Below are 23,942 nucleotides of genomic sequence, written 5' to 3' on the forward strand. Positions count from 1 at the left end.
ATGAAGCAGATTGATGAACGGTTGCGCAGCCAGTACAGCGAACTGTCGCCGCAGGAGCAGCGCGTGGCGGAGTTTATCTTTGACCACCTGGATGACCTCATCAGCTATAACAGCGCTGAACTGGCGCGGCTGAGCGGCGTTTCCAAGGCGACGGTCAGTCGTTTGTTCCGCCGCCTCGGCTACCCCAGTTACCGCGAGATGCGCGATGAACTGCGCACCCTGCGCCAGAGCGGGATGCCGCTGACCGATAACCGGGACGCGGTGCAGGGCAATACGCTGCTGGCGCGCCATTACAAGCAGGAGATGGCTAACCTGACGCAATGGGTCAACCAGATAGATCCGCAGCAGTTCGGTGCAGTGATCGGCGCGTTGCAGCAGGCCCGGCGCGTCTGCATTCTTGGGCTGCGCAACAGCTACCCGGTGGCATTACACCTGCGTCAGCAACTGCTGCAAATCCGTCCGCAGGTGCCGTTACTGGCGCAGCCCGGCCAGACGCTGGCGGAGGAACTGGCAGACCTCGACGAGCAGGACGTGGTGATTGTGGTGGCGTTCCGCCGCCGCCCGCGCCTGATTCAGCCTTTGCTGCAGCAATTGCATACCCGACAGATTCCGGTGTTGCTGCTGTGTGAGCCGCAAGTCCACGCGTTGCCGCCGTTGGCTGCCTGGGTGTTGAGCGCACCGCTGGATAGCGTGTCGGCGTTTGACAGCTATGCTGGGGCCATGAGCCTGGTCAACCTTATCAGCAACGCGTTGCTGCACCATATGCTGGCAGAAGGGCGTCAACGTATCCACGATATTGCCGATCTTTACCTGCAACTGGACGAGCTGGAACAACGGTAACTGCGCGCTTTACTGGTGCAAATGTTCTGTTTTGGTGCAATCAATTCCCGTTTTAATGCCCTGTCATTGTGCGTTGCAGGTTGAAAGCCGGGCGCGTTTCCTGACGATGAAACTTGTCGTTATTCCCTGAGTCTGCCTGTGCTGCTCTCTTCATATCGCCGTGTCATGCCGGTTGATTATCTGGCATGCATTTTGCTTTTTAATCTGCAACAAAGGTTTCAATATTTCTATTGAAGAATCTTTGGTTTCAAATTAACTTAACCGGGGGCACAGCAATGAAGATCGGAAAACGTGTTTTGGCAGTAGTCGGTGCAGCGCTGTTGATGGTTCAGGCTGGACAAGCGATGGCGGATCAACTGCAGGATATCCAGAAGCGCGGCGTATTGCGTGTCGCGGTGCCGCAGGATTTCCCGCCGTTTGGCTCGGTCGGTACCGATTTGCAGCCGCAGGGTTACGACATCGACATGGCCCGTTATCTGGCCAGCGAGATGAAACTAAAGTTGCAGCTGGTGCCGGTGAGCAGCGCCAACCGCGTGCCGTATTTGCAAACCGACAAGGTGGATCTGGTGATTTCCAGCCTGGGTAAAAATGCGGAACGTGAAAAAGTGATCGACTTCAGCAGCGCTTACGCACCGTTCTTCCTGGGCGTGTTCGGCCCGAAAGACACGACTGTCACGGCGCCTGACGCCTTGCAGGGCAAAACCGTCGGGGTAACCCGTGGTGCGGTGGAAGACATGGTGCTGACCGATATCGCGCCAAAAACCGCTGATATCAAGCGCTACGAAGACAACAATACCACGCTGTCGGCTTATATGTCCGGTCAGGTGCAGTATATCGCTACCGGTAACCTGGTGGTGGCGGCGATTGCCGAGAAGAACCCGGAGAAAGCGCCTGTCGCCAAATTCATGTTGAAAGACTCGCCTTGCTATATCGGTCTGAAAAAGGACGAGCCTGCGCTGAAAGCGAAAGTCAACGAACTGATTGAAAAAGCGCTCAAGGACAACACGCTTAACGGCCTGTCCGAAAAATGGCTGAAAGCGCCGCTGCCAGCCAATCTGGGTGCCTAAGGATACGCCATGACTTATCAGCTTCATTTCGCGGCGCTGTGGCCATACTGGCCGGAGTTACTGGCCGGTTTATGGGTCACCGTGCAATTGACGGCGATGGCAACACTGGGCGGGATTGCCATCGGCATTTGCGGTGCGGCATTACGCAGCGGTAAGCCAACCTTCGTCAGCCGCCTGTGGGGCCTGTACGTCGAAGTGATCCGCAACACGCCATTTGTGGTGCAGCTGTTTTTCATCGTGTTCGGTCTGCCGGGGTTGGGACTCAAACTCACCGCCGGGCAGGCCGCCCTACTGGCGATGCTGGTGAACCTGGGTGCTTACAGCACGGAGATTATTCGTGCGGGCATCCAGGTTACACCGAAGGGCCAGTGGGAAGCCGCGAGGGTGCTGGGATTATCACGTGCCCAGACCTTTACGCGGGTGATTTTGCCGCCCGCGCTGCAACGGATTTATCCGGCGCTGGTCAGTCAGTGCATCATCGTGATGCTCGGTTCATCCGTGGTATCGCAGGTGTCGTATGAAGAACTGACCTTTGCCGCTAACTTAATTCAGTCACGGACGTTCCTCAGTTTTGAGGTGTATCTGGTGACCACGCTCTGCTATCTGGTGCTGTCGATGCTGATGCGTCAACTGCTGTTGCTGGTCGGGCGACGTTTTCTGGGGACAGCGCGCTGATGATGACATTTACTGACTGGGATATTGTGCGCAACCTGCTGCTGGCCGGGCGCTGGACGGTGTTGCTGTCGCTGGTGGCGTTTTTTGGCGGCGGTGTGGTGACGTTGCCACTGTTGTTGCTGCGTCTGACGAAACGCCGCTGGCCGATGCGTCTGACCCGGCTGTACGCCGATGTGTTTCAGGGCACACCGCTGCTGATGCAACTGTTTCTGGCGTTTTTCGGGCTGGGGTTGTTCGGTATCGATGTCAGCCCATGGACGGCAGCTTCACTGGCACTGACGCTGTTTACCAGCGCGTTCTTGCTGGATATCTGGCACGGCAGCGTACAGGCGTTGCCGAAAGGACAGTGGGAAGCCTGTCGTTGTCTGGGATTGACCTTCACGCAGACGTTGACCCGGGTGATCGCGCCTCAGGCGATGCGTATCGCCATTGCACCGACGGTGGGGTTTTCGGTGCAGGTGATTAAAGGCACCGCACTGGCGTCAATTATTGGTTTTGTTGACCTGACGAAAGCCGGCACCATGCTCAACAACGTCACGTATCAGCCGTTTAAGGTGTTCGGGCTGGTGGCGCTGGGTTATTTCCTGCTGTGTTATCCGTTGTCGTACTACAGCCGTTATCTGGAGAAGAAATTCAATGCCGCTCATCACCATTAATCAGGTTCATAAATATTACGGCCAGAACCACGTGCTGAAAGGGGTGGATCTGGATATTGATGCGGGCGAGGTTATCTCCATCATCGGCCGTAGTGGTTCCGGCAAAAGCACCCTGCTGCGTTGTATCAACGGGCTGGAGGGCTATCAGGACGGCAGTATCAAACTGGGCGGAATGACCGTTACCGACCGTGACTCGCAAGCGCGGGAGATTAGCCGTTCTATCGGCATGATTTTCCAGAATTTCAACCTGTTCCCGCATATGACCGCGTTGGAAAACGTGATGCTGGCACCCAAGCTGGTGCTGGGGAAAAGCGCCGCCGAGTGCCGGGAGCTGGGAGTGAAGATGCTGGAGAAAGTCGGTTTGGGTGAGCGTATCGATTACTACCCGTCGAATTTGTCCGGCGGCCAACAGCAGCATGTGGCGATCGCCCGTGCGCTGGCGATGAACCCGAAAGTGCTGCTGTGCGATGAAATTACGTCCGCGCTGGACCCGGAGCTGGTGGGTGAAGTGCTGAAGGTACTGGAACAACTGGCGGCTGAAGGCATGACGTTGATTCTGGTCACCCACGAGATGAATTTTGCCCGCGAAGTGGGCGATCGGGTGGTGTTTATGCATCAGGGCACCGTGTGGGAACAAGGGAGCGGCGATGCGCTGTTTGCCAACCCACAGACCGCTGAACTGAAACAGTTTATCGCCTCGGTACGGCTGTAGCGCCGTGAGCGGTATCGGCTATTACGATTTTCATGTTATCAAGGACATCAGGAGTTCATCACATGCCTAACGACCTGTTTGCGCAGATCAATCCGCCCCATCGTTTGCTCATGGGACCTGGCCCGATCAATGCCGACCCGCGTGTATTGCGCGCAATGGCCAGCCAACTGGTCGGGCAGTATGACCCGGCGATGACCGGGTACATGAACCAGGTGATGGCGCTGTACCGCCAACTGTTCCGTACCGACAACCGCTGGACCATGCTGGTAGACGGCACCTCCCGTGCGGGCATTGAGGCCATTCTGGTCTCTGCGATCCGCCCCGGTGACCGGGTGCTGGTGCCGGTGTTTGGCCGCTTCGGCCACTTGCTGTGCGAGATTGCCCGCCGCTGCCGCGCCGATGTTCACACCATAGAGGTGCCGTGGGGTGAAGTATTCACGCCCGATCAGATAGAAGACGCCATCAAGCGGGTAAAACCACGCCTGCTGCTTACCGTACAAGGCGATACCTCCACGACGATGCTGCAACCGCTGGCGGAACTCGGGGAGATTTGCCGTCGTCATGACGTCCTGTTTTACTCCGATGCTACTGCCTCGTTCGGCGGTAACCCGTTGGAAACCGATGCCTGGGGGTTGGATGCGGTCTCTGCCGGGTTGCAGAAATGCCTGGGTGGCCCGTCCGGCAGCTCGCCGGTGACGCTGAGTTCACGTATGGAAGCGGTGATTCGCCAGCGTAAGTGCGTAGAACAGGGGATCCGCACCACCGACCATCAGGACGGTGACGACGAGATGATTTATTCCAATTATTTCGACCTCGGCATGATCATGGACTACTGGGGGCCGGAGCGGTTGAACCATCACACGGAAGCCACCAGCATGTTGTTCGCCGCCCGTGAATGCGCCCGCATTATTCTGGAAGAAGGGTTGGATGCCTGTATCGCCCGTCACCAATTGCACGGTAAGGCGCTGTTGGCCGGTATTGAAGGCATGGGGTTACAGCCCTACGGTGACATCGCCAACAAGATGAGTAACGTACTGGGCGTGGTTATTCCGTCGGGTATTCACGGTGAGCAGGTGCGTAAGCTGTTGCTGGAAGATTTCGCCATCGAAATCGGCACCTCGTTCGGGCCGTTGCAGGGCAAAATCTGGCGTATCGGCACCATGGGCTACAACGCGCGCAAAGATTGTGTGATGCAAACGCTGACCGCGCTGGAAGCGGTATTGAACCGTCTTGGTTTCCGTTCTGTGCAAGGGGCGGCGTTGCAGGCGGCCTGGAATGTGTACGACGCCACGCAGGCGTCGGCATGAGTGAGGTGCTGATGGAAGGCATGATGACGGATTTCGATGCGCAGGCGGCCGCCCGACGGGTGATGACGCGCTGCGATCAACTGGCGGCCATCAGTGAAACCCCTGACCAGCTCACCCGCGTTTATCTGTCGGCGCAGCATATGCAGGCCAACCAGCAAACCGGAGAGTGGATGCGTGACGCCGGGATGCAGGTGTGGCAGGACAGTGTGGGTAACATCTGCGGTCGTTATGAAGGCAGTACGCCGGGAGCACCGGCGCTGCTGATGGGTTCACATCTGGATACGGTCCGTAACGCCGGGCGTTACGACGGTATGCTGGGGGTGCTGGCGGCGATTGAAACGGTGTCATTCCTGCATCAGCACGGTATTCGACTGCCGGTGGCGCTGGAGGTGGTAGGCTTTGGCGACGAAGAAGGCACCCGTTTTGATGTCACGCTGCTGGGCAGTCGTGGGTTAACCGGCACCTGGCCTGATGGCTGGCTGTCGCGCCCGGATGCCAACGGCGTTACCGTGGCGCAGGCGCTGACACTGGCTGGGCTGGACCCGGACGCTATCGCTCAGGCGGCCCGACCGGTGACGGACATTCTGGCCTATCTGGAATTGCATATCGAACAAGGCCCGTGTCTGGAACAGGCTGGACTGGCGTTGGGCGTGGTCACTGCCATTAACGGTGCCCGGCGGCTGAACTGCACGTTTACCGGTCACGCCGGTCATGCGGGAACCGTGCCGATGTCGCAACGCCAGGATGCCCTGGCCGCTGCGGCTGCCTGGATGACGCAGGCAGAGCAGATGACACGCGAGAGCGACCCTTATCTGGTGGCAACTTTTGGTACATTGCAGTGCCTGCCCGGTGCCGCCAATGTGATTCCCGGTGAGGTACGCTTGACGCTGGACATTCGCGGGCCGGACGATACGCCGCTGGATGCGCTACTGCAACGGCTACTGACACTGGCGCAGGATATTGCCATGCAACGCGGTTGTACCTTCGATGCGCAAGAGTACTACCGCATTGCCGCCACTCGTTGCGATGAGACGCTGCAACAGCGGTTGTCGGCGGCGGTGATGCAGGTACAAGGTGAGAACCTGTTGTTGCCAAGCGGTGCCGGACATGATGCCATCGCCATCGCCGAACGTTGGCCGGTGGGTATGCTGTTTATGCGTTGCAAGGGCGGTATCAGCCATCATCCTGACGAGGCAGTGCTGACCGAGGATGTGGCGCTGGCGTTGCAGGCGCTATTGCAAACGGTATGGGGATACCGCTGAGACGTCGGTAGCACCAGAATAACCACGAGCGCTACAGTTGGCGCATTCAGTATGGCGGGTTCATCCCGCCTTGCTTCACTCGTTATCATTCAGTCTGACGTCACACCATTTTGTTAGTCACCCGTATGGTTGAATGCTTTTCCGAATTTATCGTTTGGGTGCTATTCATCGTTTGGGGACTATTCCATCGCTTGAGGGTTATGTATCTAAATGCATTAATCCGTATCTCATTTCATCGTTCTTCTCTTTTTTATTTCCTCGTTTTTAAAGAAATAGTCCTTTTCTACTTTTATAAGAATAATGCTATTGATTTCTGTTTTTTTAATAAATCTGCCTCAATAGGATCACTTGATTATTATTTTCGTGACATGAATCTGTTGCCTGTTGGCCAATAAGATTGGCTGGCGTGAACAGTTATGATTGCTGTTCATGATTTTTGTCAGTTGTTTAAATAAAATATTTTTTGGTTATGGGATGGCTTGGTTAAGAGAGCTAACACGGTTTCTTCTTGAGGAAATACACTATGCGTTCTATTCAGTCCGTGTTTTTTGTTATCGTCACCAGTCTGTTATTTTTGTCCGGTCATGTACAGGCGGCCGAGAACTGGAACCCCGCACATATTCTGGAAGCCTTTCAATATCCTTATGCCAATGGACAAACCACCGTGGGCATTATTGCGCACCGCGGTGTGGTTTCTGATGGCTGCCCTGAAAATTCGCAATGTTCGATTGATGCCACGGTGAATAATAATATTGAAGCCATTGAGCTGGATGTAAAACAGTCTTCTCAAGGGACGCCGTGGCTGTTTCATGATCAGAATGCCGGGAGAATGATTTATCATCTTCCTCTTTTTGATATCTTTCAGGATAGAACCCCACCGATAGGATGGGACCCGGATTTTCGCACCATGACAGATAATGAACTCGCACACAGTTATCTGCGTGACAGAAATTTTAGCGGTACCCGATTTCATCCCCTGAGCGTACTGGAAGCATTACGCTATATAAAAGTAAAAGCGCCGCAGCTACTGGTCGTTCTGGATATAAAAACAGCTGAGGCGGTTTCGCGTTGTGCTTCAATAGTCAAAGACCTGGGTATGGAAAATCAGGTGGTATTGAAAGCCAGTTCATCTTTATATTCCAGCAACCCGCCGCGATCCGGGGGGGCGCTGGCAGGCGTTCATTTTGTGCCGACAGTGTATGCAGGCAACCTTGACGATATCGCAGTGAATTTCACCAATGTTTATTGTGACGTTAGTGTCGAAGTACACCATTGCCGGGTGGAGGAGTGGCTAAAGGTGGCATATGACAATCCTGATATTCCCTGGGTCGAAATTGGCAACAAAAGTCCTGATTATCCTGACCCGACTTCCAGCTTTGTGGCGCAGGCAAAACGTTATAAACATGCCATCGGCGCATTCGTGCCGGTGCCGGAATATAATTTGTCACGGGGTAACGGTGCGTATTATGTGCGCTCCAATGCGACCTGTTGCGCCAGACTGTCGGATTATCTGACCAAAACCCGTTATTTCGGTAATGAAACGGTGGATCGACGGGAATCGCTCGATTTACAGTTAACGAGCGGTTTTACCAATATCATTACCGACAATCCACAGCAGGCTATCAGGCTGACGTCAGATCGGGGAATGCGACACACGGAACGTTATGAATAACGTGATGAATAATAAGGTGTAGCGGGTAGTCACGTTGAAATGAGATTGCAACGATAGTGAGACTGTTTTACCTATCCCGCCCTACGCATAAGGCTGTCGGGCGGGATAGTGAGTTACACACTGAATTTATCGGCATCAAGCCAGGCTGGGAAGGCTTCACGGTAACTTTGCAACGCTTCCAGCGACAGCTCGGCGTCAAGACGCGCGGGTTGGTGCTCAGGTGCTGAGGCCAGAATCGCGCCTTGTGCGTCGATAATCAGGCTATCGCCCTGATAACTGTGGCCGTTGCCGTCGGTGCCGACGCGGTTGCAGCCTGCGACATACGCCTGATTCTCAATCGCTCGTGCCGCCAGCAGGGTTTTCCAGTGCAGCGCGCGCGGGGCAGGCCAGTTGGCGACGTACAGCGCCAGGTCGTAATCCTGACGATTGCGGGACCACACCGGAAAGCGCAGGTCATAGCAGATCAGCGGCAGAATGCGCCAGCCACGCCATTCCACGACTTCTCGCGTCTGACCAGACTGGTAATATTCATGCTCGCCCGCCATGCGGAACAGATGGCGTTTATCGTACTGGTATACCCGGCCCTGCGGGTCAGCCAACAGAAAACGGTTAACCGCACCTTTGCCGGTCTGCACCGCCACGCTGCCGCCGACCAGTGCATTGCTGCGCTGTGCCCACTGTTTCAGCCAGTCTTCTACTACTGCTTGCTCCAGACTGCTTTTAGCGGCTTCCATCGCAAAGCCGGTGGTGAACATTTCCGGCAGGACAATCAGGTCACGGCCGGTAATGTCGCCTAACAGGCTGTCAAAATGGTTGAGGTTGGCGGGGCCATCCATCCAGACCAGCGGTTGTTGTAGCAGGGTTATCTTTAAAGTTGACATAAACGCTCCGCAGCAGCATCCAGGGTTGATTCCTGTTTGGCAAAGCATAACCGAATCAGCGTGTGAGGGAAGGGGGCGGCACAGAAAACGGACAGCGGGATCGCCGCCACGCCGACATGCTCGGTGAGCCAGCGACAGAAACTGACGTCATCCTGACTGGAAATGGCACGGTAGTCCGCCAGCAGGAAATAGGTGCCTTCGCAGGGCAGGATCTCCAGCCGACTGGCTGCCAGCGCGTTAACAAACCGGTCGCGTTTGGCGCGGTAAAAATCGGGCAGTTCGCGCCAGTGCTGCGGTTGGTGTTGCAGCATATCGGCCAATGCCAGTTGCGCTGGTGTGTTGACGGAAAACGTCAGGTACTGATGCACTTTACGCAATTCGGCGCTGATCGGTGCCGGGGCAACGCAATAGCCGACCTTCCAGCCGGTCATGTGGTAGGTTTTACCAAACGAGGACACCGCGATAGCCCGCTGCCGCAGCTCCGGGTGCGCCAGCACACTGGCGTGGCCGTCAGCGGCAAAGCAGATGTGCTCGTACACTTCATCGCTCAGCACGTAAATAGCGCGGCTGGCGATGGCCTGCCAGAGCTGGCGGAAGTCCTCCTGCTGCCAGACAGTGGCGGACGGATTATGCGGCGTGTTGACGATCACCAACCGGGTGCGGTCGTTCAGTAGGTCGCCAAACGCTGCCCAGTCGACGCGAAACGCCGGTGGTTGCAGCGCAATGCGCTTCAGCGTCCCGCCTGCCAACTGCACCGCCGGTGCGTAGCTGTCATAGCTGGGATCAAAGCAGACAACTTCATCGCCCGGGCGCACCAGCGCGCTGATGGCGGCAAACAACGCTTCAGTGGCACCGGCGGTGACGGTTACTTCACTGTCGGCGTCCGGCTGCCAGCCGTAGAGCGCGGCAGTTTTTTCCGTAATCGCCTGACGCAACGGTGCCATGCCGGTCATCGGCGCGTATTGGTTTGCCCCCTGACTGACATGATAGGCCAGACGCTGTTTCAGGTAGTCGGGGCCGTCAAAATCCGGGAAGCCTTGCGACAGGTTAATCGCCTGATGTTGCTGCGCCAGGGCGCTCATCTGGGTAAAAATGGTGGTACCGAGAGAGGGGAGTTTACTGTCTGGGATCAGTGCGGCGCTCATGGCTGAAAAAGGACTCCTGCAAGGCTGTTATTGCTGCCACTATATACAGGATGCTAGTATTTGGCAATCAAGACGCTTGGACGTTTAAACGGCTAAATTCCGTAATTTGATAAGCTAGAACTAAATATAATAAGCAGGCTCATTACCCGGTTTTATCCCTGGAAATCACCGGGTGGCGCCTTCACCTGTACAGGATGAGTTATGAGTGAGATTCCACAACTGGCCGCACTGGTAGCGGCTTGCCACTGGATCGGTGAGAAAGGCTGGTGCCCGGCGACGGGCGGCAATATGTCCGTGCGTCTGGATGAACGGCAATGCTTGATTACCGAATCCGGTAAAGACAAAGGCAGCCTGAGCACGGAAGACTTCCTGTTGGTCGATATCGCCACCAACCATGTCCCGAGCGGTCGCACACCGTCGGCGGAAACCGGGTTGCATACGTTGCTTTATCGCCTGTTTCCGACGGTAGGGGCGGTGCTGCATACCCATTCGGTTAACGCGACGGTGTTGTCACGGGTGGAGAAAAGCGAAGCGCTGGTGTTGCAGGGGTACGAAATGCAGAAGTCGCTGAGCGGCCAGCGTACTCATCTGGATGCGGTCGCCATTCCAATTTTCGATAACTCTCAGGATATTCCGGCGCTGGCGGAGCAGGTTGCCGCCCACCATGCGAACTCGTCATTGCATTACGGTTTTCTGGTGCGTGGGCACGGTCTGTACTGCTGGGGACATGATGTCAAAGACGCTCGCCGTCATCTGGAAGGGTTAGAGTTCCTGTTCCAGTGTGAATTACAACGACGTTTACTGGAGGCCAAGTGATCAAGGCGATTGTCACGGATATTGAAGGCACGACCAGCGATATTCGCTTTGTGCACAACGTGTTGTTCCCGTATGCCCGCGCGCGTCTGGCCGAGGCGGTGGCACAGGCCGGGCATGACCCGGAGATCGCTGCCGCGCTGACGCTGGCGCGCCGGGAACTGGGGCAACCGGAAGCCTCGCCCGCGCAACTGCTGGCCGCATTCAACCAGTTTATGGATGAAGACCGCAAATCACCGGCGCTGAAGCTGCTGCAGGGCATTATCTGGCGCAGTGGTTACCACAACGGTGATTTTCGCGGCCATGTTTATGAGGATGTCGCCCCGCAATTACAGGCCTGGCGTGAGCAGGGCATCGCGCTGTACGTCTATTCATCCGGGTCGGTGGAAGCGCAGCGTCTGCTGTTTGGTCACAGTGACGCGGGGGATTTGACCACACTGTTTTCCGGCTATTTCGATACCGGCGTCGGTGCCAAGCGAGAGGTCGCATCCTACCAGACTATTGCCGCATCAATCGGCCTGACCGCGGACACGGTGCTGTTTCTGTCCGATATTCGTCAGGAACTGGATGCGGCTGCACAAGCGGGCTGGCACACCTGCCAGTTGATCCGCGATGACGCCGATGTTGAAAGTCAGCATCGGCAGGTAAACCGTTTTGATCAGGTAGACCTGAATGCCTGTCAGAGCAACCCAACAGGAGAACCGTCATGAGTGCCTTAACTATCTTCAGTGATACGGATGCCCATCAGCCTGTCTGGCAAAGTCGCGACGCCGAGGCTATCGCCCGACAGCTGAGCGCTATCGATGTGCGGTTTGAACGCTGGCAGGCGGACAGGGATTTGGGGGCCAACCCTTCCTCTGAAGACGTGCTGGCGGCGTATCAGCATGAGATTGATAAACTGGTGGCGGAGAAGGGCTACCAGAGCTGGGATGTGGTCAGCATCCGCGCTGACAACCCACAGAAAGAGGCGATGCGCAGCAAATTCCTGTCGGAGCATACCCACGGTGAAGATGAAGTGCGTTTCTTTGTGGAAGGCGCCGGGTTGTTCTGCCTGCACGTAAACGGCCAGATTTTCCAGATACTGTGCGAAAAGAACGATTTACTGTCGGTGCCTGCCGGGGTGCCGCATTGGTTTGATATGGGCTCTGAGCCGCATTTCACCGCCATTCGCCTGTTCAATAACCCAGATGGCTGGATTGCGCAGTTCACTGGCGATGCCATCGCCGACGCCTACCCGAAACTGGCGTAATGCTGTCACAGGCCGTGGCGGGATGACCCCGCGCACGGCCCGTTCTCGGTGCTGCTTTTATTACTCGCGTTTTATCTCGCCTTATCCCGCCAGCGGTTGCTGAAAAATACCGGCGTTAACCTGCTCAGGGGTGACCACACCACTATCCAGTACCCAACCGCTGATAAGCGCAGCGGGGGTGACATCGAACGCCGGGTTGTACACCGGGGCGTTGTGCGGTGCCCACTGGCACTGGCCGAAGCTACCGGCTACCCCGGTGACTTCGCTGGCGGCGCGCTGCTCGATGGGAATCGCGCTGCCATTCGGGCAGTGTGGGTCGTGGGTGGTGTGGGGGGCGGCGACGTAAAACGGGATACCGTGATAGTGCGCCAGCACCGCCAGGCTGTAGGTGCCGATTTTATTGGCGACATCGCCGTTAGCGGCGATGCGATCCGCACCGACCCAGATAGCATCGACCTGGCCTTGTGCCATCAGCGACGCAGCCATCGAGTCGCAAATCAGGTGATAGGGGATACCCAGCTCGCCCAGTTCCCAGGCGGTCAAACGCCCGCCCTGCAACAGCGGACGGGTTTCATCCACCCAGACGTTCTCCACCTTGCCTTGCTGGTGAGCGCGCAGAATGACGCCGATCGCCGTACCCACGCCCGCCGTCGCCAGCCCGCCGGTATTGCAGTGGGTCAGCAGACGGCTGCCCGGTTTTACCAGCCCGGCTCCGTTATCCGCGATGCGTTCGCACAGCGCTTTATCTTCTTCTATCAGTCGCAACGCTTCCTGCGCCATAGCGTTGACGAAATCGTCACTCGCCAGCGCCTGCTTCATACGGTCCAGATTGTTCATCAGGTTAACGGCGGTCGGGCGGGATGCGCGTAACGTTTCCAGCGCCTGTGCCAACTGTGGCCGCGACAGACCTTGCTCCGCCAGTAACGCCAGCAACAGGCTGGCGGACAGCCCGATTAACGGTGCGCCACGTACCCGCAGAGCGCGAATGTGCTCGACCAGTGCGTCGACATCCGGACAGGGGCACCAGATTTTTTCCTGCGGCAGTGCCTGCTGGTCAAGGATCCACAACTGATTATCAACGAGGTTGAGGCTGGTGGTGTTAACAGTCTGCATGGGTGGTTAAATCCGTGTTGCGTTATTGCATCAGAATTCTTATTCTGCCAATATGCTTTACAGAAGTATAGACGTCCAAACGCTTTTATGTCTATACCCGCCATACTTCAAAAGATATGGCGCTGATAACACAACAAGAAATAGCAAACACATTCATCACACTAGGTAGATAAACGAGGTTGGCTATGTCACTTTACCGTACTTTTAACGCGGACGATGCCGTGCAGTACGCCCGTCAGTATGGCGGGGTTGCGGATCCGCAGTCGTTGATAACAGCCGATGAAATAGGCGACGGTAACCTGAATCTGGTGTTCAAGATCCGTGATACACAAGGCGTCAGCCGGGTGATCGTCAAGCAGGCGTTGCCCTACGTTCGCTGTGTCGGTGAGTCCTGGCCGTTAACGCTGGATCGTGCCCGTATTGAAGCGGAAACGCTGCTGGCACACGCACAGCATTGCCCGCAGCACACGGTTGCGGTATTGCATCATGACCCGGTACTGGCGGTGATGGTGCAAGAAGACTTGTCTGATCATGAGATCTGGCGGCGTGAACTGGTGAAAGGGCAGGATTATCCGCAGGCGGCGGCACAACTGGGTGAATATCTGGCACAGGCGTTGTTCCACCATAGCGATTTCTACCAGTCTCCCCACGAGAAAAAGGCGGCGGTCAGTCGCTTCACCAATCCGGAGTTATGCCAGATAACCGAAGATCTGTTCTTCACCGACCCGTACAGGGAACATGAACGTAATCAGTTTGACCCGGCGCTGCTGGCCGATGTGCTGGCATTACGGGATGATCGCCCGCTGCTGTGCGCCGTCGCGGCGCTTAAGCATGCTTTCCTCAGCAAGGCGGAAGCCTTGTTGCACGGCGATATTCACAGCGGCTCTATTTTCGTGGCGGAAAACCGCCTGAAGGTGATCGATGCGGAATTCGGTTTTTACGGCCCGATAGGGTTTGATGTTGGTACGGTGCTGGGTAACCTGCTGCTGAATTACTGCGGGCTGCCGGGGTTGTTGCCGCCACGTGAAGCTGTCGATGCACGGGAACGCCGTCTGGAGGATATCGTGACGGTATGGCAGACCTTCGCTACGCGTTTTACGGCGTTGGCTCATGAAAAGAGCCGTGACCCGGCGCTGGCGGTGGATGGCTACGTTGAACAGTTTTTGCGGCAGGTGTGGCAGGACACGGTCGGTTACTGCGGCACCGAGTTGATTCGCCGCACCATCGGACTGGCGCATGTCGCTGACCTTGATACCATTGCCGATGAGGCCGCCCGTCAGGCCTGCCAGCGCCATGCGATTCAGCTTGGCAAGACGCTGGTTTTGGCTGCCGCGCATATCGATGGCCCTGAAGCCTTGCTGGCGCGCGTGCGTCAGAGTGGTGCCTGAGTAGCGCACATCAATCCAGCGCCTTTTCGCGATATTTCAGTCAGAAAAGGCGCCAGACCTGTCAGGCGACGGTATCAGCATCAACCGGTAATCGTTGCCTGCTCTCCACCTTGTGCGCGCTTAGCGCGTCCGGGGCAAAGTCATCGACGTTGATAGAGCGCAGCCGACTGGCTTCCGCCTGCATCAAAATGTTGGCTTCTTCCGGCGTAATCACCCCTTCCGCCAGCCCGTGTTCTGCCAGTTTATCCAATTGCATAAACGGCAGGGGAGACGGTGCGGACTGCGAGAGCCGTTGATGAATCGGCTCGGCCGCCAGAATATCGCGCAGTGCGTGTTCCAGTTGCGCTGCTGGGTGATGGGCTCCGGTGTGCAGATACAGACCTCGGCCTAACCGGCTGCGGGTCGCTGACGGCACCTGCAACAGTCGCGCCAGTTGATGGTCTAACTGGTCGCTCGGGGCCTTACTGACCGCTCCTGACGGGAGAATCATCACACGCAGTAACCGTGCCACCAGTTGGTTGGGGAAATTGCGCAGCAGGTCGACGATGGCTTGTTCAGCCTGATGCAGACAATCCTGCACGCCCCAATGCACCAGCGGTAAGTCAGCTTGTTGACGGCCTTCCTCGTCATAACGCTTGAGCGTGGCAGACGCCAGATAGAGCTGGCTTAACACATCGCCCAGCCGGGCAGAAAGGCGTTCGCGTCGTTTCAGACTGCCCCCCAGAACCCCCATCGACACATCGGCCAGTAGTGCCAGATTGGCGCTCAGCCGGTTCAGGCGCTGGTAATAGCGACGGGTGATGTCGTTAACCGGCGCACGGCTGGTGCGCCCGTTGGTCAGACCCAGCCACAGGCTACGCATGGCGTTGCTGGCGATGTGGCCCAGATGGCCGAACAGCGCCTGATCGAAGGCTTTCAGGTCATTGTTCTGCGCTGCGTTCATCTCTGTCAGGATGTAGGGATGGCAGCGAATCGCGCCCTGCCCAAAGATGATCATGCTGCGGGTGAGAATATTGGCACCTTCGACGGTAATGGCGATCGGCGCCCCCTGATAGTGACGGGCGACAAAATTAGACGGCCCCAGGCAAATGCCCTTACCGCCGGTGATGTCCATCGCATCGATGATGCCGCGCTGGCCGCGATGGGTACAGTGGTACTTGACGATTGCTGACAGCACCGATGGCCGCGCGCCTTGCATGATGCCGCTGGTAATGAGGGTCGCGGCGGCATCCATCACGTAGGCATTACCCGCTATGCGGGCCAGCGGTTCTTCAATCCCTTCCATTTTGCCGATCGGCAATTTGAACTGGCGGCGGATATGGGCGTAAGCACCGGTTGCCAGCGCCACGCTTTTCATGCTGCCGGTCGAGTTGGATGGCAGGGTGATGCCTCGACCAACGGACAGGCACTCCATCAGCATCCGCCAGCCCTGGCCTGCCATGTCCGGCCCGCCAATGATGTAATCCAGCGGAACAAAAATGTTTTCGCCCTGTGTCGGCCCATTCTGGAACGGGATGTTAATGGGGAAGTGACGACGGCCGATTTTGACGCCGTCGGTCTGTGTGGGGATCAGCGCACAGGTAATGCCGACATCGTCCTGGGAGCCCAGCAGGTGATCCGGGTCGTACAGCCGGAACGCCAGCCCCAGCACGGTAGCGACCGGAGCCAGCGTGATATAACGTTTGTTCCAGGTCAGCCGCATCCCCAACACCTGTTGCCCCTGCCAGTGGCCGTAGCACACCACGCCCAGATCAGGGATGGCACCGGCATCGGACCCGGCTTCCGGGCTGGTCAGTGCGAAACAAGGGATTTCATCGCCACGTGCCAGTCGTGGAAGGTAGTGGTTTTTCTGCTCGTCGGTGCCGTAGTGTTGCAGCAACTCTCCGGGGCCGAGCGAGTTGGGAACGCCGACGGTAATCGCCAGAATGCCGGATACACTCGCCAGTTTTTGCAGCACCATTGCCTGCGCGTAAGCGGAAAATTCCAGCCCGCCGTACTCTTTTTTGATGATCAGTGCGAAGAAACGATGTTGTTTCAGGAATGCCCACAATTCTGGCGGTAAATCGGCGCGCTCATGGGTGATTTCAAAGTCGTTTGCCATGCGGCAGGCTTCTTCCACCGGCCCGTCCAGAAACGCCTGTTCTTCTGGCGTGAGCACCGGCCGGGGGTAGGCATGCAGGGTGCGCCAGTCTGGCGTGCCGCGAAACAATTCGCCTTCCCACCAGGTGGTACCGGCATCAATCGCCTCTTTTTCCGTTTTCGACATCGGCGGCATAACGCGGCGGAACGCCGCCAGCGCCGGTGCGGCTAACCAGCGCCGCCGCCACGGTGTTACCAGCAACGGCACGAGTACAAGAGCAAGCGGGAGCAGCAACCAGGCTGACCACACATGTAGTGACGCCATGACGACAACCCAGAGGACAAGCGCCGCACTGCTCAGCCACAGTGAAACCCGGTGGTAGAGCAGAGCGCCGATAAGCAGCAAGACGATCAGGACACTGACTGCAACCATGATTTATTCTCCAGTCCGTTTAATCCGTTTACGTTTGTGGTCTGACCTGTTGGTATAGTGTGGTTTTAGTTCAGCGCGCTGTTTTTATCAATTCATTTACAACGCAATTACAACTTAACTCACAAACTCGCTGCCGGATGGAACCTCTGGTGCGCGATGTCGGCGTTTGGCAATTGTCTGCTTCTCGTCGTTTGGGCGATCCGCTACACTGCACGGCAACACAGGTTGCGTCTCTTTATGGCGTGGAATGGCGGGCATCGCCCGGTAACAGGGTTCATCATGGCCCGATGTTTCACCCCATGCCTCACCAGAGGCTCCGCCTACATATCATGATGTCATTGAATGAGAGGATTCCATGTACCAGGACTTAATCCGTAATGAGCTGAAAGAAGCGGCATCCACACTGAATACATTTTTAAGTGATGATGCCAACATTCAGGCGATTCAGGATGCGGCGGTTTTGCTGGCGGATGCCTTCAAAGCAGGCGGAAAGGTGCTCTCTTGCGGTAACGGCGGTTCTCATTGTGACGCTATGCATTTCGCAGAAGAACTTACCGGCCGCTACCGTGAAAACCGCCCTGGTTACCCGGCTATCGCCATTTCTGACCCAAGCCACTTGTCCTGTGTCAGTAACGATTTTGGCTATGATTTCGTGTTCTCCCGTTATGTCGAATCGCTGGGACGTGAAGGGGATGTCCTGCTGGGGATTTCCACTTCCGGTAATTCCGGCAACATCATCAAGGCTATCAGCGCGGCCCGTGCCAAGCGTATGAAGGTGATTACACTGACTGGCAAGGATGGCGGCAAAATGGCCGGTACCGCCGATGTGGAAATTCGCGTACCGCATTTCGGTTACGCTGACCGGATTCAGGAAGTGCACATCAAGGCTATCCACATTCTGATCCAGTTGATTGAAAAGGAAATGGCGGGCAACTGATTGCCTGCCATGAGGCGTCGTTGTCATACGCGCAGCAGTAACAGCAGTAGTAGTAAGTAGTAAAAGGAACCAGACATGTGTGAACTGCTTGGGATGAGTGCCAACGTCCCAACGGATATCTGTTTCAGTTTTACCGGCCTGATGCAGCGGGGCGGCCGTACCGGGCCGCACCGTGATGGCTGGGGGATTACGTTCTACGAAGGAAACGGCTGCCGTACCTTTAAAGATCCACTACCCAGCTTTACCTCGCCGATTGCCGAATTGGTGCAGAACTATCCCATTAAATCCTGCGCGGTGGTTTCTCACATCCGTCAGGCCAACCGTGGCGCGGTCGCGCTGGAAAATACCCACCCGTTTACCCGCGAGTTGTGGGGCCGGAACTGGACGTTCGCCCATAATGGTCAGCTTAAGGGGTATCGGCGTTTGAAGACCGGCCATTTTCGTCCGGTTGGGGAAACGGATAGCGAGTACGCGTTTTGCTGGCTGTTGTACCAGTTGTCGCAACGCTACCCGCGTACGCCGTCTAACTGGCCTGCCGTGTTTCGCTACATCGCCACACTGGCGGAGCAGCTACGCAAAAAAGGCGTGTTTAACATGTTGCTGTCGGATGGGCAGTTCGTGATGGGATTTTGCTCGACGCACTTGCATTGGATCACCCGGCGGGCGCCGTTTGGCAAAGCGACCTTACTGGATGACGATGTCGAGATAGACTTTCAGCAGCAGACCACACCTAACGATGTGGTCACTGTGCTGGCGACGCAACCGCTGACCGGCAACGAAACCTGGCATCGGATTCTGCCAGGCGAGTTCGTGTTATTTTGTTTTGGCGAGCGCGTAATGTGATTCTGGCTGACCAACGGGCGCGGACTGGTTAACCACGTACTGCCCGTTGAGCACCGATACCGCTGGCGGCTGATGCATGCGGTTGAAGTAAGCGTAGCCCGGTTGCAACTGACTCCAGAATTTGTAGTAGTTGGAGCGGCTGTGGCGCTTCATGTTCTGCTCGGTCATGCGGAACGGATAAATCGCCAGTTCGACTTTCTGCTGCCCGTTGCGCAGTGCTTTCTCTACGTAAGTGTAAATTTCTTCAATGTATTTGTTGGTCATGGCGTAACAGCCGATAGACACACACTCACCGTGAATCATCAGGTAACGACCGGAATAACCGTGCGCGCGGTCGTACTCGTTCGGAAAGCCGACATTAATGGCGCGATAGTAGTGGCTGTCCGGTTTAAGCTGTTTTAAATCAACCTGATAAAACCCTTCCGGGCTTTTGAAGTCGCCTTCGGTCATTTTAGGACCCAGACCGCCGGAGTATTTACAAATCGGGTAACTCTGTACCAGTTTGTATTCGCCGCCAATCATGGCATAAAGCTCCAGTACCCGTTCTTCCTTGAAGATCTGAATATAAACCGGTGACCCGGCGACCTGCTGTTTGGTTTCTGTCGCCGCCGGAGCGACTTGATTAGCATAGCTATTGCTGATGGCGACGGAAGGTAAAAGAAACAACATCGCAAGCGAAAACGCGACTTTGTACATTGTTAATCCTGATTATTGGCACTGTGATTCTGTCTGATACGGTGTGTGGCGGTGATGCTCCCGTATTCCCTTATCTGTCAGGCTTGGTCCTGCCATTAGGCTATGCCCCATAGCGAGGGATAGCCTGATGTCAAGTCGCGCCACCACATTATCACCGTATCTGTTTTATTCAGGAAGGAAAAAAGAATAAAAAATCGGACTATTCCGGCTGATAGCGTCAGGCTAATCGCGCTGCCGCGTTGACAGGGCGACATCATGCCAAGAGAAGAGATTGCCTGCCCCTGTCATTAACTGTATATTTATCCAGTTAATCGGAGGGGCGATGCGAAAAATCATTCATGTCGATATGGATTGCTTTTACGCCGCAATAGAGATGCGGGATAATCCGCGCCTGCGTGATATCCCGCTGGCGATTGGCGGCAGTGCCGATCGTCGCGGTGTGATTTGCACCGCCAACTACCCAGCGCGCTGTTATGGCGTCCGCAGTGCGATGGCGACAGCTACCGCGTTGAGATTGTGCCCGCATCTGACCTTGTTGCCCGGCCGTATGGAGGTTTACAAAGCCACCTCCCTGCAGATTCGCGCGATATTTTCCCGCTATACCTCGCTGATTGAACCGCTGTCGCTGGATGAAGCCTATCTTGATGTGACGGATAGCCCGCACTGCGGGGGTTCCGCCACCCTGATGGCACAAGAAATTCGCCAGACGATTTTTGATGAACTGCATCTGACGGCATCGGCAGGTGTCGCACCCATCAAATTTCTCGCCAAGGTTGCCTCTGAACAGAACAAACCCAACGGGCAGTGTGTGATTGCCCCCACGCAGATGGAGGCGTTTCTGCTGGCGTTGCCGTTGGAAAAAATCCCCGGTGTCGGCAACGTGACCGCCCGACGGCTGGCAGAGTGCGGTTTACATACCTGTGCGGATGTCCGTCGTTACCCTCTGAGCGAACTGTTGCGGGAGTTCGGTAAATTCGGTCGGGTGCTATGGGAACGCTGCCACGGTATTGACGAGCGCCAGGTCTCGCCGGATCGCCTGCGAAAATCCGTTGGTGTTGAAAAGACCCTGGCGCGGGATATTCACGACTGGACTGCCTGTGAAGCGCTAATTGAACGATTGTACGACGAGCTGGAGCTACGTCTGCGACGTGTTCGCCCGGATCTGCATATCGCCCGCCAGGGGGTCAAACTGAAATTTGATGATTTTCGTCAGACCACGCAGGAGCATGTCTGGCCGGTACTCAATAAGCCGGATTTACTGAGGCTGGCGCGCGAAAGTTGGGAGCAGCGGCGTGATGCACGGGGCGTGCGGCTGGTGGGGTTGCATGTGTCGTTGATGGACCCACAACTTGAGCGGCAACTGGTCTTGCCGTGGGATTGACGTTTGGCAGTAAACGAACGTGTTTCGGTATCTGGCGGTGATGCCCGCATTAGCAGGCATCACCGACGCAGATTAGGCGCGTTCCGGGATGGCTTTCAGCAATGCTGTCAGCAGCGTCCAGTATTGACCGACGCTGGCGATATGAACCCGCTCATCCGGTGAGTGTGGGCCGGTGATGGTTGGCCCAATGGAAACCATATCCATATCCGGATACGGTTTCTTGAACAAACCACATTCCAGACCGGCATGGATCACCATGATGTTGGGGGTTTTACCGAACAGCTTCTGGTACGTTTCGCGAACCAGATGCATCACAGGTGACTGCGCATCTGGCTGCCAGCCAGGGTAGCCGCCTTTGGCCTCGGTATCTGCACCCGCCAGCTCTCCCAGTGAAGTCAGCATGCTGACCACGTAGTCTTTGCCGCTATCGACCAGCGAGCGGATCAGACAGTGAATGTCTGCCTGCGTCTCGGTCATGCTGACGACGCCTACGTTCAGCGACGTTTCCACCACACCTTTGATGTCATCACTCATACGGATAACGCCATTGGGTGTGCTGTTCAACAGCGCGATGAAACGATCCCGGCTGGCGGTAGTCAGCGCAGCCATGGCGCTGTCTGCGGTTTCCAGCAACAAGGTGATATTTTTTTCTACCGCGGCGAGCTCATGTTTGAGGACGGCCAGATAGGCTTGTGCTGCGTCTTTCAGGGCATCGACGTGATGAGCGGATACCGCCAGGGTCACCGCACCTTCACGCGGGATCGCGTTGCGCAGGGTACCGCCGTGCAGGTCGATAACCCGCAGATCCAGCTCGGTGGCGTAGTGCGCCAGAAAACGCGCCAGCAGTTTATTGACGTTGCCAAGCCCCAGGTGAATGTCGCAACCGGAGTGGCCGCCTTTCAGTCCTTTGATAACCAGTTTCAGCGTCTGGTAACCGGCTGGAACGGCTTCGCGCTGTAATGGCAGACGGGTCATAAAATCGATACCACCCGCACACCCCATGTAAACTTCGCCTTCTTCTTCCGAATCGGTATTGATCAGAATATCGCCCTGAAGCCAGTTGGGTTGCAGGCCGAACGCACCGTCCATACCGGCTTCTTCCGTCATGGTCAGCAGCACTTCCAGCGGCCCGTGCTCTACGCTGTCGTCAGACAACACCGCCAGCGCCGAAGCCATGCCGATACCGTTGTCTGCGCCAAGCGTTGTACCGCGCGCTTTGATCCACTCGCCATCGACATAAGGCTGGATGGGATCGGTGGTGAAGTCGTGCACCGTGTCGTTGTTTTTCTGCGGCACCATGTCCAGATGCGCCTGGATCACTACCGGTTTACGATTTTCCATGCCGGGTGTCGCCGGTTTACGCAGCAGAATATTGCCAACCTGATCGCGTTCCGTGTGAAGGCCGCGCTCCTTTGCCCATGACAGAATATACGCAGCCAGTGCTTCTTCATGGTAAGACGGATGTGGAATAGAGCAGATTTTGGCAAAAATATCCCACAGCGGCTGTGGGGAGAGTTGAGACAAAGCAGACACTATTGAACCTCTCCAGTTAGGCATTCACGCGACAAACGGCGTGTGATGCCAGAGCAACATGGTTATTGATCGCCTGAAGACGCAGGCACGTCAGTACAGAATACCACTTTCCCACGGTGGGAGAGAATGTCCACGGTATAAGGATTATGCATGGCTGACGGGGAGGAAAGCGGAAGAAGGCGGAATACGTGGGAACGAATTCAGAGAATACAATCCCGGTAAGAAAGTCCCGGGAAAAGAGTTGGCTCTTTCCCGGTCTGCGTGATTAGTCGGTGTGGCGTGGCGAATCGGACGTAGCGTCATGCCGATGTAGTACAATCGGGGTTAAGGCTGGTTGGCGTTGGCGCAACAGGCGTAAGCTGATGCTCAGTTCGAAGCAAATCACCATCAGTATGGTGATAACAAAGAAAGGGGCGAACACATCCAGTTGTGCAAGGAGGAAACTGTCAAACATCGTCATGGCTATTCTCCTGGCTATTTTCTGTTCTCCTTGTTTGTAACGCATCTGTAACATTGCGTCTAATAACTTTTTCACATTACGAACGGTTAATTAATTACGGTGAGTTACCAATTGTCAGTGTGTGCATAAATACTGGTTTTTGTCTTCTCGGCTATCTATAATCTCGCGCAACCTTATTTTCCCCTTCTGACTCTGATTAAGCCGACCTCATCGTTGGCTGGGATATGTTTTATGAGTGAAAAGTACATCGTCACCTGGGATATGTTGCAAATTCATGCCCGTAAACTGGCTCAGCGTTTGCTGCCGGCCGAACAGTGGAAAGGCATTATTGCCGTGAGCCGTGGCGGTCTGGTCCCGGGGGCGTTACTGGCCCGCGAACTGGGTATTCGCAATGTCGATACCGTGTGTATCTCCAGCTACGATCATGACAACCAGCGTGAGCTGAAAGTGCTTAAACGCGCTGAAGGTGACGGTGAAGGTTACATCGTGATCGATGATTTGGTGGACACTGGCGGTACTGCCAAGGCGATCCGCGACATGTACCCGAAAGCTCACTTCATCACTATTTTCGCCAAACCGGCTGGTAAACCGCTGGTAGACGATTATGAAGTTGATATCCCTCAGGATACCTGGATTGAACAGCCGTGGGACATGGGCGTGGTATTTGTACCGCCTTTGGCTGGCCGTTAATTCCATACCGCTGTTATCGTCGACGCGCCCGGTTATGCCGGGCGTGTTTGTTTTTGCCGGTTGATGGTTTTTGCTGGTTGACTGTTTTTGCCGGTTGATAGATTTTGCTG

23 protein-coding genes are annotated in these 23,942 nt (G+C 56.0%); 16 read left to right on the top strand and 7 right to left on the bottom strand.

Annotated features, from left to right (window positions below; translation table 11 throughout):
* From FGI04_RS02180 to FGI04_RS02215, 8 genes are all read left to right on the top strand, one after another.
* Positions 1-840: a MurR/RpiR family transcriptional regulator gene (locus FGI04_RS02180; RefSeq protein ID WP_407337343.1), complete on the top strand. Its 840-nt coding sequence runs from the start codon at positions 1-3 to the stop codon at positions 838-840.
* A gap of 275 nt (positions 841-1,115) precedes the next feature.
* A complete protein-coding gene (locus FGI04_RS02185) occupies positions 1,116-1,907 on the top strand; it encodes a transporter substrate-binding domain-containing protein (RefSeq protein WP_019845236.1) in 792 nt (263 codons plus the stop codon).
* 9 nt (positions 1,908-1,916) lie between these two features.
* Positions 1,917-2,582, top strand: a complete 666-nt coding sequence (locus FGI04_RS02190) for an amino acid ABC transporter permease (protein ID WP_342699928.1) — start codon at positions 1,917-1,919, stop codon at positions 2,580-2,582.
* A 2-nt stretch (positions 2,583-2,584) separates the two neighbouring features.
* Positions 2,585-3,238, top strand: a complete 654-nt coding sequence (locus FGI04_RS02195) for an amino acid ABC transporter permease (RefSeq protein ID WP_407337379.1) — start codon at positions 2,585-2,587, stop codon at positions 3,236-3,238.
* Entirely contained in the window at positions 3,219-3,950 is a 732-nt protein-coding gene (locus tag FGI04_RS02200; RefSeq protein ID WP_407337345.1) for an amino acid ABC transporter ATP-binding protein, read from the top strand. Before FGI04_RS02195 ends, FGI04_RS02200 begins: the two co-directional genes overlap by 20 nt.
* A 62-nt stretch (positions 3,951-4,012) precedes the next feature.
* Positions 4,013-5,257, top strand: coding sequence for a (S)-ureidoglycine--glyoxylate transaminase (locus FGI04_RS02205; RefSeq protein ID WP_210175485.1), 1,245 nt, complete (start codon positions 4,013-4,015; stop codon positions 5,255-5,257).
* On the top strand, positions 5,254-6,519 hold the full coding sequence (hpxK, locus tag FGI04_RS02210) for an allantoate amidohydrolase (protein ID WP_407337346.1): 1,266 nt from the start codon (positions 5,254-5,256) through the stop codon (positions 6,517-6,519). The genes FGI04_RS02205 and hpxK overlap by 4 nt, the downstream gene beginning before the upstream one ends.
* A gap of 523 nt (positions 6,520-7,042) precedes the next feature.
* Positions 7,043-8,191, top strand: coding sequence for a glycerophosphodiester phosphodiesterase family protein (locus tag FGI04_RS02215; RefSeq protein WP_342699925.1), 1,149 nt, complete (start codon positions 7,043-7,045; stop codon positions 8,189-8,191).
* A gap of 113 nt (positions 8,192-8,304) precedes the next feature.
* Here FGI04_RS02215 and FGI04_RS02220 read toward each other — a convergent pair whose 3' ends face one another.
* Both FGI04_RS02220 and FGI04_RS02225 read right to left on the bottom strand, forming a co-directional pair.
* Entirely contained in the window at positions 8,305-9,072 is a 768-nt protein-coding gene (locus FGI04_RS02220; protein WP_407337348.1) for an amidohydrolase, read from the bottom strand.
* Positions 9,060-10,217 carry a pyridoxal phosphate-dependent aminotransferase gene (locus tag FGI04_RS02225; RefSeq protein ID WP_407337349.1) on the bottom strand — a complete coding sequence of 386 codons (1,158 nt, stop codon included), beginning with the start codon at positions 10,215-10,217 and terminating at the stop codon, positions 9,060-9,062. The genes FGI04_RS02220 and FGI04_RS02225 overlap by 13 nt, the downstream gene beginning before the upstream one ends.
* Before the next feature lie 201 nt (positions 10,218-10,418).
* On the opposite strand from FGI04_RS02225, the gene FGI04_RS02230 reads away from it, so the two are divergent.
* The 3 genes from FGI04_RS02230 to FGI04_RS02240 are packed head-to-tail and all read left to right on the top strand — an operon-like array spanning position 10,419 to position 12,279.
* The gene (locus FGI04_RS02230; protein WP_168361719.1) at positions 10,419-11,033 is read left to right on the top strand and encodes a methylthioribulose 1-phosphate dehydratase; all 615 of its coding nucleotides are present in this window, start codon (positions 10,419-10,421) and stop codon (positions 11,031-11,033) included.
* Complete coding sequence (gene mtnC, locus FGI04_RS02235; protein ID WP_407337350.1) at positions 11,030-11,740, top strand: acireductone synthase; 711 nt, start codon at positions 11,030-11,032, stop codon at positions 11,738-11,740. Before FGI04_RS02230 ends, mtnC begins: the two co-directional genes overlap by 4 nt.
* Complete coding sequence (locus FGI04_RS02240) at positions 11,737-12,279, top strand: 1,2-dihydroxy-3-keto-5-methylthiopentene dioxygenase (protein WP_016941703.1); 543 nt, start codon at positions 11,737-11,739, stop codon at positions 12,277-12,279. Before mtnC ends, FGI04_RS02240 begins: the two co-directional genes overlap by 4 nt.
* 81 nt (positions 12,280-12,360) lie before the next feature.
* On the opposite strand, the gene mtnA is transcribed toward FGI04_RS02240, so the two are convergent.
* A complete protein-coding gene (mtnA, locus tag FGI04_RS02245) occupies positions 12,361-13,392 on the bottom strand; it encodes an S-methyl-5-thioribose-1-phosphate isomerase (protein WP_407337352.1) in 1,032 nt (343 codons plus the stop codon).
* 185 nt (positions 13,393-13,577) lie between these two features.
* Between mtnA and mtnK the strand changes: the two genes are divergently transcribed.
* On the top strand, positions 13,578-14,780 hold the full coding sequence (gene mtnK, locus FGI04_RS02250) for an S-methyl-5-thioribose kinase (RefSeq protein WP_342699918.1): 1,203 nt from the start codon (positions 13,578-13,580) through the stop codon (positions 14,778-14,780).
* Between the two features lie 61 nt (positions 14,781-14,841).
* Here mtnK and fadE read toward each other — a convergent pair whose 3' ends face one another.
* Positions 14,842-17,292: an acyl-CoA dehydrogenase FadE gene (gene fadE, locus FGI04_RS02255; RefSeq protein ID WP_407337354.1), complete on the bottom strand. Its 2,451-nt coding sequence runs from the start codon at positions 17,290-17,292 to the stop codon at positions 14,842-14,844.
* 355 nt (positions 17,293-17,647) lie between these two features.
* On the opposite strand from fadE, the gene lpcA reads away from it, so the two are divergent.
* Together lpcA and FGI04_RS02265 are read left to right on the top strand one after the other, a co-directional pair.
* The gene (lpcA, locus tag FGI04_RS02260; RefSeq protein WP_012885889.1) at positions 17,648-18,229 is read left to right on the top strand and encodes a D-sedoheptulose 7-phosphate isomerase; all 582 of its coding nucleotides are present in this window, start codon (positions 17,648-17,650) and stop codon (positions 18,227-18,229) included.
* 75 nt (positions 18,230-18,304) lie between these two features.
* Positions 18,305-19,072, top strand: coding sequence for a class II glutamine amidotransferase (locus FGI04_RS02265; RefSeq protein WP_016941707.1), 768 nt, complete (start codon positions 18,305-18,307; stop codon positions 19,070-19,072).
* On the opposite strand, the gene dpaA is transcribed toward FGI04_RS02265, so the two are convergent.
* The gene (gene dpaA / locus FGI04_RS02270; protein WP_342699916.1) at positions 19,043-19,768 is read right to left on the bottom strand and encodes a peptidoglycan meso-diaminopimelic acid protein amidase; all 726 of its coding nucleotides are present in this window, start codon (positions 19,766-19,768) and stop codon (positions 19,043-19,045) included. The two genes, FGI04_RS02265 and dpaA, sit on opposite strands and share 30 nt — an antisense overlap.
* Positions 19,769-20,090: 322 nt before the next feature.
* On the opposite strand from dpaA, the gene dinB reads away from it, so the two are divergent.
* Positions 20,091-21,149, top strand: a complete 1,059-nt coding sequence (gene dinB / locus FGI04_RS02275; RefSeq protein ID WP_407321720.1) for a DNA polymerase IV — start codon at positions 20,091-20,093, stop codon at positions 21,147-21,149.
* A 72-nt stretch (positions 21,150-21,221) separates the two neighbouring features.
* Here dinB and pepD read toward each other — a convergent pair whose 3' ends face one another.
* Entirely contained in the window at positions 21,222-22,682 is a 1,461-nt protein-coding gene (gene pepD, locus FGI04_RS02280) for a beta-Ala-His dipeptidase (RefSeq protein ID WP_342699914.1), read from the bottom strand.
* Positions 22,683-22,947: 265 nt separating this feature from the next.
* Positions 22,948-23,142, bottom strand: a complete 195-nt coding sequence (locus FGI04_RS02285) for a hypothetical protein (RefSeq protein ID WP_236305923.1) — start codon at positions 23,140-23,142, stop codon at positions 22,948-22,950.
* A gap of 231 nt (positions 23,143-23,373) precedes the next feature.
* On the opposite strand from FGI04_RS02285, the gene gpt reads away from it, so the two are divergent.
* Positions 23,374-23,832 (top strand): xanthine phosphoribosyltransferase, encoded by a 459-nt coding sequence (gene gpt / locus FGI04_RS02290; RefSeq protein WP_038920003.1) that lies wholly within the window; start codon positions 23,374-23,376, stop codon positions 23,830-23,832.
* The last annotated feature ends 110 nt before the right edge of the window (positions 23,833-23,942 follow it).

Origin of the sequence: Dickeya ananatis (assembly GCF_019464615.1) — a bacterium.
In the GTDB taxonomy this organism is placed as follows: Bacteria; Pseudomonadota; Gammaproteobacteria; order Enterobacterales; family Enterobacteriaceae; genus Dickeya; species Dickeya oryzae.

Excerpts from the sequence above, each read along its gene's own strand:
- FGI04_RS02180 (WP_407337343.1), top strand. The coding sequence starts at position 1 with ATGAAGCAGATTGATGAACGGTTGCGCAGCCAGTACAGCGAACTGTCG.
- FGI04_RS02185 (WP_019845236.1), top strand. The coding sequence starts at position 1,116 with ATGAAGATCGGAAAACGTGTTTTGGCAGTAGTCGGTGCAGCGCTGTTG.
- FGI04_RS02190 (WP_342699928.1), top strand. The coding sequence starts at position 1,917 with ATGACTTATCAGCTTCATTTCGCGGCGCTGTGGCCATACTGGCCGGAG.
- FGI04_RS02195 (WP_407337379.1), top strand. The coding sequence starts at position 2,585 with ATGACATTTACTGACTGGGATATTGTGCGCAACCTGCTGCTGGCCGGG.
- FGI04_RS02200 (WP_407337345.1), top strand. The coding sequence starts at position 3,219 with ATGCCGCTCATCACCATTAATCAGGTTCATAAATATTACGGCCAGAAC.
- FGI04_RS02205 (WP_210175485.1), top strand. The coding sequence starts at position 4,013 with ATGCCTAACGACCTGTTTGCGCAGATCAATCCGCCCCATCGTTTGCTC.
- hpxK (WP_407337346.1), top strand. The coding sequence starts at position 5,254 with ATGAGTGAGGTGCTGATGGAAGGCATGATGACGGATTTCGATGCGCAG.
- FGI04_RS02215 (WP_342699925.1), top strand. The coding sequence starts at position 7,043 with ATGCGTTCTATTCAGTCCGTGTTTTTTGTTATCGTCACCAGTCTGTTA.
- FGI04_RS02220 (WP_407337348.1), bottom strand. The coding sequence starts at position 9,072 with ATGTCAACTTTAAAGATAACCCTGCTACAACAACCGCTGGTCTGGATG.
- FGI04_RS02225 (WP_407337349.1), bottom strand. The coding sequence starts at position 10,217 with ATGAGCGCCGCACTGATCCCAGACAGTAAACTCCCCTCTCTCGGTACC.
- FGI04_RS02230 (WP_168361719.1), top strand. The coding sequence starts at position 10,419 with ATGAGTGAGATTCCACAACTGGCCGCACTGGTAGCGGCTTGCCACTGG.
- FGI04_RS02240 (WP_016941703.1), top strand. The coding sequence starts at position 11,737 with ATGAGTGCCTTAACTATCTTCAGTGATACGGATGCCCATCAGCCTGTC.
- mtnA (WP_407337352.1), bottom strand. The coding sequence starts at position 13,392 with ATGCAGACTGTTAACACCACCAGCCTCAACCTCGTTGATAATCAGTTG.
- mtnK (WP_342699918.1), top strand. The coding sequence starts at position 13,578 with ATGTCACTTTACCGTACTTTTAACGCGGACGATGCCGTGCAGTACGCC.
- fadE (WP_407337354.1), bottom strand. The coding sequence starts at position 17,292 with ATGGTTGCAGTCAGTGTCCTGATCGTCTTGCTGCTTATCGGCGCTCTG.
- lpcA (WP_012885889.1), top strand. The coding sequence starts at position 17,648 with ATGTACCAGGACTTAATCCGTAATGAGCTGAAAGAAGCGGCATCCACA.
- FGI04_RS02265 (WP_016941707.1), top strand. The coding sequence starts at position 18,305 with ATGTGTGAACTGCTTGGGATGAGTGCCAACGTCCCAACGGATATCTGT.
- dpaA (WP_342699916.1), bottom strand. The coding sequence starts at position 19,768 with ATGTACAAAGTCGCGTTTTCGCTTGCGATGTTGTTTCTTTTACCTTCC.
- dinB (WP_407321720.1), top strand. The coding sequence starts at position 20,091 with ATGCGAAAAATCATTCATGTCGATATGGATTGCTTTTACGCCGCAATA.
- FGI04_RS02285 (WP_236305923.1), bottom strand. The coding sequence starts at position 23,142 with ATGACGATGTTTGACAGTTTCCTCCTTGCACAACTGGATGTGTTCGCC.
- gpt (WP_038920003.1), top strand. The coding sequence starts at position 23,374 with ATGAGTGAAAAGTACATCGTCACCTGGGATATGTTGCAAATTCATGCC.